Origin of the sequence: Clostridium sp. NSJ-145 (genome assembly GCF_021044725.1) — a bacterium.
GTDB lineage: Bacteria > Bacillota > Clostridia > Clostridiales > Clostridiaceae > Clostridium > Clostridium disporicum_B.
This window is the reverse complement of sequence record NZ_JAJNOS010000010.1, coordinates 99,112-111,732: the sequence shown is the minus strand read 5'-3', so window position 1 is coordinate 111,732 and position 12,621 is coordinate 99,112. Positions and strand designations below refer to the sequence as shown.

General features: G+C 28.3%; 12 protein-coding genes. 3 read left to right on the top strand and 9 right to left on the bottom strand.

The window, feature by feature from the left end; all coding sequences use genetic code 11:
- Positions 1-117 precede the first annotated feature (117 nt).
- From LQE93_RS10460 to LQE93_RS10450, 3 genes are all read right to left on the bottom strand, one after another.
- The gene (locus LQE93_RS10460; protein ID WP_055267691.1) at positions 118-387 is read right to left on the bottom strand and encodes an ATP cone domain-containing protein; all 270 of its coding nucleotides are present in this window, start codon (positions 385-387) and stop codon (positions 118-120) included.
- Positions 388-861: 474 nt separating this feature from the next.
- Entirely contained in the window at positions 862-2,466 is a 1,605-nt protein-coding gene (locus LQE93_RS10455) for a putative ABC transporter permease subunit (protein WP_231073507.1), read from the bottom strand.
- Positions 2,459-3,172 (bottom strand): ABC transporter ATP-binding protein, encoded by a 714-nt coding sequence (locus LQE93_RS10450; protein WP_186838357.1) that lies wholly within the window; start codon positions 3,170-3,172, stop codon positions 2,459-2,461. Before LQE93_RS10450 ends, LQE93_RS10455 begins: the two co-directional genes overlap by 8 nt.
- A gap of 140 nt (positions 3,173-3,312) precedes the next feature.
- Here LQE93_RS10450 and LQE93_RS10445 point away from each other — a divergent pair, with 140 nt between their 5' ends.
- The gene (locus tag LQE93_RS10445) at positions 3,313-3,825 is read left to right on the top strand and encodes a L,D-transpeptidase (protein WP_055267685.1); all 513 of its coding nucleotides are present in this window, start codon (positions 3,313-3,315) and stop codon (positions 3,823-3,825) included.
- 38 nt (positions 3,826-3,863) lie between these two features.
- The gene (locus LQE93_RS10440) at positions 3,864-4,370 is read left to right on the top strand and encodes a L,D-transpeptidase (RefSeq protein ID WP_231073506.1); all 507 of its coding nucleotides are present in this window, start codon (positions 3,864-3,866) and stop codon (positions 4,368-4,370) included.
- 52 nt (positions 4,371-4,422) lie between these two features.
- On the opposite strand, the gene LQE93_RS10435 is transcribed toward LQE93_RS10440, so the two are convergent.
- The 5 genes from LQE93_RS10435 to LQE93_RS10415 form a co-directional block, all read right to left on the bottom strand.
- Positions 4,423-4,725: a PTS sugar transporter subunit IIB gene (locus LQE93_RS10435; protein WP_055267683.1), complete on the bottom strand. Its 303-nt coding sequence runs from the start codon at positions 4,723-4,725 to the stop codon at positions 4,423-4,425.
- A gap of 332 nt (positions 4,726-5,057) precedes the next feature.
- A complete protein-coding gene (locus tag LQE93_RS10430; protein ID WP_231073504.1) occupies positions 5,058-6,410 on the bottom strand; it encodes an MATE family efflux transporter in 1,353 nt (450 codons plus the stop codon).
- Positions 6,411-6,860 carry a MarR family transcriptional regulator gene (locus LQE93_RS10425; RefSeq protein ID WP_231073502.1) on the bottom strand — a complete coding sequence of 150 codons (450 nt, stop codon included), beginning with the start codon at positions 6,858-6,860 and terminating at the stop codon, positions 6,411-6,413.
- A 364-nt stretch (positions 6,861-7,224) separates the two neighbouring features.
- The gene (locus LQE93_RS10420; RefSeq protein ID WP_231073500.1) at positions 7,225-8,985 is read right to left on the bottom strand and encodes a flavocytochrome c; all 1,761 of its coding nucleotides are present in this window, start codon (positions 8,983-8,985) and stop codon (positions 7,225-7,227) included.
- Positions 8,986-9,084: 99 nt separating this feature from the next.
- Positions 9,085-10,797, bottom strand: coding sequence for a sensor histidine kinase (locus LQE93_RS10415; RefSeq protein ID WP_231073498.1), 1,713 nt, complete (start codon positions 10,795-10,797; stop codon positions 9,085-9,087).
- A gap of 145 nt (positions 10,798-10,942) precedes the next feature.
- Here LQE93_RS10415 and LQE93_RS10410 point away from each other — a divergent pair, with 145 nt between their 5' ends.
- The gene (locus LQE93_RS10410) at positions 10,943-11,632 is read left to right on the top strand and encodes a response regulator transcription factor (protein ID WP_055266506.1); all 690 of its coding nucleotides are present in this window, start codon (positions 10,943-10,945) and stop codon (positions 11,630-11,632) included.
- A 249-nt stretch (positions 11,633-11,881) separates the two neighbouring features.
- Here the strand turns inward: LQE93_RS10410 and LQE93_RS10405 are convergent, their stop codons facing one another.
- On the bottom strand, positions 11,882-12,562 hold the full coding sequence (locus LQE93_RS10405) for a peptidylprolyl isomerase (protein WP_231073497.1): 681 nt from the start codon (positions 12,560-12,562) through the stop codon (positions 11,882-11,884).
- Positions 12,563-12,621 lie beyond the last annotated feature (59 nt).

The following is a 12,621-nucleotide window of genomic DNA, read 5'->3' as shown; positions in this document are numbered from 1 at the left end:
AGTCCTAATCAAAAGTTAATCTTTTACTTTTTGCTAGAGCAAAACCCTTCACTTTACCACAAAGCAATCTTTCATCTTTTGCTCTAGCAAAACATTTATCTCTTGCCCTTAGGCAAACTACTTACTATATTCTATATAAGATGAAATTACATCATCAAATCCATCTCTCTTTAATACCTCAACTACAACTCCTACAATTTCATAACTTGACGTATTACCATATTCAGATCTTAAATCCTCTATAATTTTAATTATATCTTTTACTATTATTTTAATATCTGACTCATTTAAAAGCGCCTTAGTTCCACTTGTTGCATTTAAAATACTAATCTTAATCTTATTAGCATCTAATTCTTGTAATCTACCATCTTTTTTTATTACTTGCATAAAACTACCTCCTTAAACTCTCTTCTTTCTTCTTTTTATAAAATAAATTTTTCTTCATTATATTAGGCTTTTCTAAAAATTTAATTATTGTTTTTTATCGTCGATAATATCTAATTCCAACTTATTATTTACATATTTCATTTTTTTATTTATATACTAAGAGCTATACATTTATTATGCATAGCTCTTCTAGTTATATATTATTTTTTAATAATGTCTTTTCTGTACCATTCTTCATAGTCATATTTTTCTAAAAGTTCTTTTCATAACTCATATTTACATACGCATTCATCTTTTATCATACTATTCCCACTCGATAGTACTTAACTATTTTTTTATTCATCATAGCTTCCTAATATATTTTATGTTTCTATACACTTAATCGCTACTTAATTAATAAAAAAAGTACCATTTTTTATTATGGTACTTTCAAAACTCTTTATTTTATTTATCAATATAAACTTTAACTTTACTTTATAATTTAATAAACTTCTTTATCCCAATTGTATTTAGAAGTCTATATGAAATTATTAATAAAATTACAAGTATACCTAACAATAATAATAAAAACATAGTTATATTTGTTATTTTAAATAAAAGGAATACTCCTATAGATAATCCAATAATCGCAAATACAAATAACATTTCTATCATTACTGCTGCACTTTGTTTTACAACTACAGTTGGTGATACCCAATCTAATTTAGGTAAATATAAGTTTATAAGTAAACCTACTATTGCTGTTAATAAAGAAAATACTATTGTAAATGCTAAATTCCATACTAAAGCTGCAAAACTAAATTTTAAGCCTATGGAAAATATTAAATTAGCTAGTATTCCTAATGGAATAGTAATAATTAAATTTAATAATATTTTACCTCTAAATATATCTTTTTCTCTTATAGGTAATGACTTCATTATCCATAAATTCTTCCCTTCCAAAGATATTGAAGAAGTCGTTGTACACGATATTCCTATTCCAAAAGCTATTATTAACAAAACATTAAGCGGCATTAGTTCATCTACATATGGCATTTCCATATACATAGCCAAAGTTTGTCCATCAACAAATAGAGTCGCAATTGAAGCTACTAAAATTATAATCATTCCAATGCCTGTATTTAAAACATATATAGGTGTTGAGAAATACCTTCTTATCTCTTTTTGTAATAAAGCTTTAGCTATACTACTAGATTTAAGTGACTGTATTTTGTAATTTGCCTTTTTGTAGTTTTCTCCTAGTCTAGCATTAATCTTCCCAAATAATCTACTAAATACAATTATGAATATTATAAAAGGAACTATTGATATAGCTATAAGCTTTACTAATTCTATTAAGTTTGTATCTCTTAATGTATTAGTAAAAAAAGTTACTGGAATATATATTTTACCTATACCTTCCATAATAGAAGCACTATTTATTATTAATGATTCAATAATAGAATTCATATTAAATGAACCTATAAGAATTAGTAATGTAACAATAGTCGCACCTAGTATAGTTACTAAATTCTTATGCTTAAACTTAGTAGCAAAATAACTTATAAATACAGCTAAAATTGAAGCTATTATAACCGGAATTAATGGCATAAATATAACTGATATTATTAATATTACTAAATAAAGCCATGATAATCCTGGAACTCTCATATAATATATAACTCCAGTTGGTATAAGCACAAAAGCTGTAAATATCCAATTGAATACTAGTAAATTTATTATTTTACTAGTTAGTATTACACTATTTTTAATTGGCAATGACATTAACATATCATAATCTCTTGAAGTGAATAATGTTCCCTGAGCTTTATATATAGATGTAAAAAATACCATCATAACGCTCATCAATCCAGCCATCATTAATAGTAAATCTAAAAAATCTATACTTTCTAAAGCATCAGCCATAAGATAAGCGTATATAGTTACAGTAAATGCTATTGCCATTGCTCCAATAAGAAGCACTAAAGATGACATCATCATTTTTCTTTTTTCTTTTGTCCCAGAAACATTTTTTGAAAATCCATTTAATCCCCAATCATTAATAAATGTTGCTTTTAATACAACCCATAAATTATTCATTATCAATCAACCCCATAAATATATCTTCTAAAGAACTATTACCCCTTACTTCATCTGTATTTCCTTGTGCAACAATTTTTCCATCCTTTATTATAGCCACTCTATTACATAGTTTTTCAGCAACTTCTAATACATGCGTAGAAAAGAATATAGCGCTACCTTCTAAACATATTTCTTTCATTATCTCTTTTAATGTATGGGCAGCTTTTGGATCTAGCCCAACAAAAGGTTCATCTAATACTAATAATTTAGGCTTATGAATTAATGCAGAAATTACAGCTAACTTTTGCTTCATTCCATGCGAATATGATCCTATTAAATCACCTAAAAATCTAGTTAATTCAAGCTTGTCCGCATACTTTTTTATAAGCTCTTCTCTTTGTGATTTACTAACCCCATAAATATCTGATATAAAGCTTAAATATTGAATTCCTGTTAATGCTTCATATAAATCTGGATTATCTGGAATATATGCCATAATCCTTTTACATTCTATAGGGTTATCTTTAATTGATAATCCATCAATTAATATTTCTCCTTCAGTAAACTCTAATATACCTACTACAGATTTTATTGTAGTAGTTTTACCAGCTCCATTATGTCCAATAAATCCAAAAATATCACCTGAATTTATTGTTAAAGATATATTATCTACTGCCTTTTTACCTTGTTTATATGCCTTTGAGAAATTTTTTATTTCTAACATATTATTACCCCCGATATATTTGTTATAGTTATAGTATAACAGTAAATCACAAAAATCAATATAATTATTTCGACAACCATCAACAAAGTGGGAGCATTTAAATAAAATAGAGTATAAGTAAATTTTAAGGAGTTTAAGTTATGTGGCTTATTAACAAAGTTAAAGGCTTATATAGATTTGGACGACTTAATGGTCGCCTATTAGTAAATTCATTTAGAACAAGTTCTTATTATTTAGATTCCGCAACGAAATTTGTAAATACTAACGGCTTCATTAGTAGTTCGCCATACTTTATTTGGGTTGATACTGAAAATTTTAAAACTAATATTTTTAGAGGTTCAAAAAATAACTGGACTCTTATTAATAGTTATCTATGCACAATAGGAAAGCCTAATAATCCAACTATAAAAGGAACTTACTTCGTTGGGGTAAAAGGATATTCCTTTGGAGAATCAAGAGGCTTTCGATGTCTTTATTACACTCAAATAAAAGGCGATTACCTATTTCACTCAATACCTTATTACTTAGATGGAACCATAAAAGACGATAGACTTGGAATGATGCTTACAGACGGGTGCGTTCGTTTATCAACACCTCATGCAAAATGGATTTATGAAAATATCCCTGGTGGAACAACCATATTTATTACCTAACTTTATATAATTATATAATTAGTGATTGGAGATATATTATGCTAATAAATATTTTAAAAAATATCTATCGTGCTACAAAGTTAAATAGTACAGTTCTATCAGATTTCCTGTTAGTTAATTCTCTTTCTACTTATGGTGAATCCTTTGTTAATAATAGTAATTTATCTAGTACAACCAATTATCTGATCTGGGTTGATACTCAAAGTTTTAAAGTTAATATCTTTACAGGTAAAAAATCTAATTGGAAACTAATCAAAAGTTATTCTTGTTCCATAGGCAAACCTACTACCCCTACACCTAAAGGTACCTTCTATATAGGAATTAAAGGTTATTCCTTTGGATATTCTCATGGATATGTTTGTTATTATTACTCTCAATTTAAAAATGACTACTTGTTTCATTCAATTCTGTATAATTTAGATGGAACCATTAAAGATGGTCGTTTAGGTATGAAAATTTCAAATGGCTGTATCCGTCTAGCTAAAGTTAATGCTAAATGGATATATGATAATGTTCCTGCTAAAACTACTGTGTTTATAAACTGAAATAAAAAAGGTGAATTCAAATTGATGAATTCACCTAATAATATACTATAAACTATTTAATTAATTCTAATGCTCTATCAAGAACAGCAGCACCGTTCATAGTTCCGTATAATCTCATATCGATTACTTCTACTGGAACTCTTCCTTTTACTAAAGCATCAACTTGTGGTTTTTGGAATCTAACTTGTGGCCCAAGTAAAACTATATCAACTGTATCAACAACGCTTGAACATTCTGAAACTGGTAAAGCGTTAATGTTTACTTCTATTCCTTTTGCTTTTGCAGCATCCTTCATCTTATTAACTAAAAGACTTGTAGACATTCCTGCAGCACATACTAATAAAATATTTTTCATGATAATTCCTCCTAAAACTAAAACATTATATTTAATATTTATTATATAAATTTTTATTTATAGCTTATAAATTTACTATTATATATTATGTTACAATACCTCTAAATAGAATTCAATAATTAAATTCCTATCAGGAAATGTTTTCAAAAACCGATTACATATTTCTGATATAATTAACTATATCATATTTTTTCAAAATATTCATTACTTTTTTACAACTTAATTCGGAAAATTTTCCGCAAATATTTTTCTTTTGATATTTAAGCTACTCTTTCTTCTGAAAAATATAGCTTAAATATCAATGTTATATATACTAATTTTTCTATTAATCTTTAGGCGACATTATACTTATCATTTGCTATATTTGAAAATTCTCTTTTAATCAATACTACACAAATTACCAGTGCTATAATATCACTTATAGGTTGAGCCATAAATATTCCGTTAATTCCTATAACTTTAGGCAATAAATATAAGAAAGGAACTAAGGCCACTACTTGTCTCAATAAACTAATTACAATTGATGGGTTAGGTCTACCAATTGATTGAAAGAATGTTGTGCATAGCATTACATATCCTAAAATAGGAGTAATTATAAAATTCCATCTTAGAGCAGCAATCCCTATAGACATTAACTCCTCTCCACCTCCAAATGCTCTAATAATAGAAGCCGGAAAGAACATTACTACAACCCATATTATTGATGTTACCCCTACCGAAAGCATCGATGCTTTATTTAAAGTTTCTTTAACTCTTAAAGTATTTTTACTACTGTAGTTATATGCTAAAATCGGTTGAATACCTTGACTTATTCCACTAGCTGGCATTATTACAAATGTCATTATACTTGAAATTACTGCATAAACACTAATAGCAATATCTCCACCATATTTTCCAAGTTGACCATTATAAATTAAACTTATAAATCCCATTGCCATTTGTGCTATCCAAAAAGCAAATCCACATCTAAATATTTCTTTTTGAAGCTTAAAGTCCAATTTGAAAGTATCTTTCTTTATTTTTACAAGTGTTTTACCACCAAATAATAAATATGCACCAAATAATACAGAAACAACTTGTCCTATTACTGTTGCAATAGCTGCTCCTTCTATCCCCCAATTTAAAACTGCAACAAATATAGCATCTAATACTATATTGGTTATAGCTCCAATAGCTGTAACACACATTCCCATTATAGGTTTTCCAGAAGCACGTACAAAATCACAAAAAACAAATGTCAACCCTTGAAAAACACAACCTAAAGACACTATAGTATAATAAGTTTTAGCCATATTATATGTTGTATCAGTAACTCCAAACACCTTTAAAAATATATCAGGAAATATTAATAAAATTGCTGTAAGTATTGCTTCAAATACAATAACCATTATAAATGCATTACCAAATGATAAATTCATTTTATCTTCTTCTTTATTTCCACGAAATAAAGAAAATAAAGTGGAGCCACCAGCACTACATGTTAATCCAAAAGCTATCATCATAAATGATAACGGAAAACATATGGATAATGCTGCTAAAGCTGTATTACCAACAAAGTTTCCTACAAATATTCTATCAATTATATTATAAATAGCAGTAATTAATAAAGAAATAGCCGCTGGTATAGAAAATTTCAAAATTATAGGTAATAACTTTCCTTTTGAAAAATCTATTTTATCACTCATCTAATTATCCTCCATAATATTATTCTTCATTAGGTTATAAACATCATTTGCAACTTTAATAAAAGTTTTAGCCTCTTCATCAGATATATTATTTAAAACTTTTGCTACCTTGCTATGATATTCCTCAACAAACACTTTATACAGTTCTTTACCATAAGTAGTTAATTCTAAATAAGTTATTCTTTTATCTTCCTTACATTCAATTTTTTGAACTACGTCTTTCTTCTCTAATTCTTTTATCAGTTTTGTTACACTTGGTGTAGTAATATTCAAAGCATTACTTATATCACTCACACATACTAATTCCTTATTTTTCTTACATGTATAAATAGCATCAATAACATGTATATGCCTCGGTTTCATATCTTTGGGAAGCTCTGGCATCATTTCAGTAACTTTCTTTGCTATAAAACATGCATCAAAAATTTCTTTTACTAATTTATCGTTCATAATATCCCCCTTTATATAATTACTAAAGATAATTACTAATAGTAATTATCTTTAGTAATTATATATCTGTATAGAGTTTTAGTCAATTACCTATTCTTACAGAAAACTTCTTATTATCCTTCACTATATAATTTTATTTTTTACACGTTGATATTCTATTATAAAAATTATTATCTAATTTAAGCCACATCAAATCTAATTATTAACAAAAAACATGAATCAATTAAAGATTCATGTTTTCTTAATTTATTTAATAAAAACAAATTTTACTATTTTTATATTAACAGCACTATATTATAAAATTTTAGGGGTTATTATATTATCTTTATAGTTTTATATTAAACATCTGTAAAATTTATTTGTATTATCTATTTACAAATTTACCTGCTGATTGTCCTGCTATACGTCCAAACACAACGAAATCAGTAACAGCAGTTCCTCCAATTCTATTTCCACCATGAACTCCACCAGCTACTTCACCTGCTGCGAATAATCCTGGTATTACTGTATCTTCTTTAGAAATAACTTCTGCATTTGTATTTATTTCAACTCCACCCATTGTGTGATGTACACCTGGTGCAATTTTTATAGCATAGAAAGGTCCTACTGATATATTTTTTTCCATCCCAGTATTTCTTCCAAATTCAGCATCACTTTGATTAGCTACAGCTTCATTCCATGTATTTACTGTAGAGACTAATGTAGCTTCATCTAATCCTAATTCTTTAGCTAAATCTTCTATTGTATCTGCTTGAACAACTATATTATTTTCAACATATTTTTCTATAGCACTTAAGCTATCTCTTAATTGTTGATCAAAGATAGTATATGCATATCCATCTTCTTGCTCTATTATAGATGCTGAAACAACATCTCTCGTAAGTAATTCATTACCGAATCTCTTGGCATCTTTATTGACTAATATAGCTCCACCACCACGAACTGACTCAGTTATTAATAAACTAGTTGTTTGTTCAACTGTTGGGTGAATTTGAATTTGTTCTATGTCAACTAAGTTCGCACCTACAGCTTCGGCCATAGTTATACCATCACCAGTAGCTCCTGGAGTATTAGTAGTTACGAATCCTTTTAATTCCGGTCTATATTGAGTATACATATCTTCATTAGCACCAAATCCACCAGTTGCTAAGATAACAGCTTGTGCATTTATAGTATAATTTTTATCTTTACCTTCAGCCTTAATTCCAGCTACAGCATTATCAGCTGTTAATATCTCTTTAGCTTCAGTATTGTATATTATTTCTATGCCTTGCTCTTCTACATTTTTAATTAATGCATCAACTATAAAACTTCCAACAGGTTCTCCACCTTCTGGTCTATGTATACGCTTATTAGTTGCTCCACCTGAGAAAGATAATTCAGGTAATGGCGCTCCTATTTCTTCTAACCACTCTATAGCATCAGATGACTCTTCAGCCATTTTAGTTACTAATTCACGGTTGTTAAGTTCGTATCCACCCTTCATAGTGTCTTCAACAAAAACTTCAACACTATCTTCAACGCCATATGCTTCTTGCACATCTGTCTCAGCAGCATTCATTCCACCTGTAGCTTTTACTGAGTTACCACCAGCCATAGCCATCTTTTCAACTATAACTACATTTAAACCTGCAGCCTTTGCTTCTAAAGCAGCTGTCATACCAGCTCCACCAGCTCCTACAACTACACAATCCACATTTAAAGTCTCTTCAGTCTTTTCTGTAGCTGAACCTTCTTGTGATACTAAAGTTGAAGCATCTATTCCAGCACTAGCAAATGCTGCTGTAACAGCTTCAATAACAGCATTACTAGTTACGGTTGCACCTGAAACTATGTCAACATTAGCAATTTGTTTTGCTAACATATCTTGTGGCATACTTTCAATTGCTACTCCCCCTATAGTTGGAGTTTCTTTATCTCCTACAACAACTATTTCTTCAATTTTAGAATCTGATAATTTAATAGTTGCTTTAATTTCTCCACCGAATCCTTTAGCTGTACCTTCATATGTACCAGCTACAAAAGTATTTTCAGCACTACTATTACTATTTTCATTATTACCGCATGCTACAAATGTTAATGCCATTGCACACGCTAAAAAAACAGATAAAAATTTCTTTTTCATTTTATCTCTCCCCTAACAATATATTGATATTTTTTTATCATACACGTTTAAGTATAGAGATAAATTCTATATAAATTCTGACTAAATTCTTAAAATTTGTTAAGAATTATCACTTTTTATATTATAAAATTCTATTTTTACCGCTGTTCCTAAACCTCTAGTGCTTTCAATCTGTATTGTTCCATTAATTTTTTTCAATAATTCTACTACTATACTTAATCCTAACCCATTTCCATTATTTCCTTTAGACGTATAAAGAGGCTCAAATATTTTATTTTTTGCTTCATCTTCAATACCTTCCCCATTATCATTAACAATTAAAATAGCCTTATTGTCCTCTAAATAGTATTTAACTTGTATAACTCCCCCACTACTTTCCATAGCCTGGTATGCATTAGTGCATATATTTAAGATTATTTGTTTTAATTCTCTTCTATTGCCATATATATAAATTGATTTATCTAAAATTAAATTATCTATTTGTATATTAGGTGGTACTATAGTTTTTAAGATATTTAGTATTTTTTTTATTTCCTCAGTACTATTAAACCACTCAGTAGTTTCTTCCCCACCTTCTTTTGAGTACATTAATATATTTTTAGATAACTCTAAACAGTTATCTGCTGCTAATTTAATTTCTTTTAAATCATCTATAGCCTCATTATTATCTTTTAAGCTATTCATTAATAGTTCATTATAAATAAAAATTGGTGTTAATAAATTTTTGAATTCATGGGCTATTGTACTAGCCATCATTCCTAAAGTATGTATACTATTAATCTTACTTAACTTTTCTTCATGCTTTCTAAGCATATTAGTAGTCTTATTTATTTCTTCTGAATATTTTAGTTCTAATATAATTTTTTCTTGTTGATTTTTCATCTTGATAATAAAAACTATAAAGCTGACTATTAATACTAATAAAATAATCCCTAATCCTACTATGAAATAAAATATTTTATCTAAAGGACGTGCTATTTCATCATAAGATGTAATAGCGCTTATAACCCACCTATGTTCCCCTATATCTACAGGGGCATATCCAATTATCTTCTTTACTTGTTTTATTTCATCTTCTCCCCACCAATAGGACTTTACTATATCACTACCTGTCTTACCACTTAATTGATTAGTAACTAATCTATCTATTCCAGCTGGATCTAATTGTGGATACTTCTCTTGTCTATCTTTTAGTGAATCTAGTCCTATCTGCTTCTTATCTCCATGCATTAATATGGCTCCAGACCTATCTTTTAATGTACAATAACCATATTCACCAACTTGTATTTCTCCTAAAGTTTCCTTATAAACTTCATCTAATAAATATTCTACTAGTACAACTCCTTGAACTTTGTATTTTGAGAAAATAGGTTTTATTATCTGTATCACATAGTTATTCTCTTTAGTAAATACCACAGGTCCAATTTCGCATTCTTTTAATTCATCTTTATTTATATTATATTTATCAAATAGCTCATAAGGTATATAACTTAGCTTTCCTTCATAATCACTATTATTTTCATTTATATATAGTATCTTATTTCCTATGTAATCTTCTATATCTATTCCCTGTTCTAATAAATCATCATCTATTTGAAATACACCATTTAAATAATCTATTTTTTCATCAAAATATGTCTTTAAATTATTAGCTGAAATCTTTGCTATAGAAATCATCTCATCACTTCTTAAAGCTATTAAGGTATTCCTTTGATTGATATATATCATCCAGATAACAATCATTATTGTTAATATTACAATTCCATATATCCATATAATACTTTTATACCTAAACTTTCTTTTTTCTAACATATCTTTACCTCTTGAAGTAATATTCTATATTCGCTTATAATGAGTTATATATTATAAAAGTCAAATAATTAACAATTATATCATAGTTATATATTAATTTTTTACATCTATTAAATTAATATAGTTTATTTAGAAAGGACATTTAATGTTTAAAGAACACGTACTTTTAATTGATGATGATCTATTAATCCAAAAAGCTTTAAGAACAGCCTTAGCTAGGGAGCAAATAAATACAACAGCAACAACTTCAGGTAATGAAGCCTTACTTCTATTAAAGAAATATTCATACGATACAATAATAATAGATTTAGTTATGCCTGATATAGACGGCTTTGAACTTATACGTCAAATAAGAAATAACAATATTTTCACTCCAATAATAATTCTTAGTGGTAAAGAAGAAGAACATAATAAGATATTAGGGTTAGGCTTAGGAGCTGATGATTATCTAACAAAACCTTTCAGTATTAATTTATTAGTTTCAAAAATTAAAGCTTTTTATAGGCGTTCTAATATGTATCAAAAAACTATTAATCCTGATTTAACCATTGGCCCTTTTAGATTTTGTCAAAATAACTTTCAAATATTTAAAAATAATATACCTCTTGATTTAACGGCAAAAGAGGTTCTTTTCCTTAAATTTTTATTAGAAAATCCAAATAAAGTTTTTTCAAAGGAACAATTATACGAAACAATTTGGAATAATACCACAATAGATGATAATACTATTATGGTTTATATAAAAAGACTTAGAGATAAAATAGAAGATAATCCCAAAGCCCCTAAATTCTTAAAGACTGTCTGGGGACTTGGATATAAATTAGAAATTCAATAATTAAATAAAGTGCGAAGCACTTTGGTGAAAAATTTGACTTCGTCAAAGGGGAAAATGTCACTGACGTGACAGTGAAAATATTGCCTATAGCAATAGTGAAAAGTGTCTACATTAGTACCTTTCACTTTAACTTAAGTTAACTTTTCCCCGCTACTCTAGTAGCCTTTTCACTTCGACGAAGTCGACCTTTCACCTGTGAGCTCCGCGAACAATTTCTTTCATTTACTCTCTATATTTTAATTAGTAAATTTACTTTATCTTTTCTGATTCTGGATATTCTACACCTTTTGTATCTACTCTTATTTCTTCAATAACAATAGTATTTACTGGAGTTGATTTTTCTCCTGTAGCTTTATTCTTTTCTACTTCAGCTTTATTTATAGCCTCAACAACATCTAACCCATTTATAACCTTACCAAATGCTGCATATTGCCCATCTAAACTTGGAGCGTCTGCTGCCATTATAAAGAATTGGCTTCCTGCTGAATCTGGATTTTGAGCTCTTGCCATAGATAAAACTCCTGTAGTGTGCTTTAAGTCATTAGCTTTATATCCATTTCCTGAAAATTCACCTTTTATACTATAGCCAGGTCCTCCTGTTCCATCACCCTTTGGATCTCCACCTTGATTCATAAAACCTTCTACTACTCTATGAAAAGTTAATCCATCATAAAATCCTGAATTAGCTAACTCAATAAAGTTATTTACAGTATTAGGGGCTTTATCTGGGTAAAGCTCTGCTTCTATTGTTCCAAAATCCTTAACCTTTATAGTAGCTATTGGTAAATTTTCTGGTCTTTCTACTTGAGTAGTAGAATTATCACTTGAATTATTATTTTCTGTTTTAACATTGCTGTTTCCACAACCAACCATAGCCACTGACATAACTATAGCTAATGCTGATATCATTATCTTTTTAATTTTTTTCATCATAATTCCTCCTTAAGAATCTCACTTATATTCTAACAGTGTAATCAATTTTAATAAAT

Excerpts from the sequence above, each read along its gene's own strand:
- LQE93_RS10460 (WP_055267691.1), bottom strand. The coding sequence starts at position 387 with ATGCAAGTAATAAAAAAAGATGGTAGATTACAAGAATTAGATGCTAAT.
- LQE93_RS10455 (WP_231073507.1), bottom strand. The coding sequence starts at position 2,466 with ATGAATAATTTATGGGTTGTATTAAAAGCAACATTTATTAATGATTGG.
- LQE93_RS10450 (WP_186838357.1), bottom strand. The coding sequence starts at position 3,172 with ATGTTAGAAATAAAAAATTTCTCAAAGGCATATAAACAAGGTAAAAAG.
- LQE93_RS10445 (WP_055267685.1), top strand. The coding sequence starts at position 3,313 with ATGTGGCTTATTAACAAAGTTAAAGGCTTATATAGATTTGGACGACTT.
- LQE93_RS10440 (WP_231073506.1), top strand. The coding sequence starts at position 3,864 with ATGCTAATAAATATTTTAAAAAATATCTATCGTGCTACAAAGTTAAAT.
- LQE93_RS10435 (WP_055267683.1), bottom strand. The coding sequence starts at position 4,725 with ATGAAAAATATTTTATTAGTATGTGCTGCAGGAATGTCTACAAGTCTT.
- LQE93_RS10430 (WP_231073504.1), bottom strand. The coding sequence starts at position 6,410 with ATGAGTGATAAAATAGATTTTTCAAAAGGAAAGTTATTACCTATAATT.
- LQE93_RS10425 (WP_231073502.1), bottom strand. The coding sequence starts at position 6,860 with ATGAACGATAAATTAGTAAAAGAAATTTTTGATGCATGTTTTATAGCA.
- LQE93_RS10420 (WP_231073500.1), bottom strand. The coding sequence starts at position 8,985 with ATGAAAAAGAAATTTTTATCTGTTTTTTTAGCGTGTGCAATGGCATTA.
- LQE93_RS10415 (WP_231073498.1), bottom strand. The coding sequence starts at position 10,797 with ATGTTAGAAAAAAGAAAGTTTAGGTATAAAAGTATTATATGGATATAT.
- LQE93_RS10410 (WP_055266506.1), top strand. The coding sequence starts at position 10,943 with ATGTTTAAAGAACACGTACTTTTAATTGATGATGATCTATTAATCCAA.
- LQE93_RS10405 (WP_231073497.1), bottom strand. The coding sequence starts at position 12,562 with ATGAAAAAAATTAAAAAGATAATGATATCAGCATTAGCTATAGTTATG.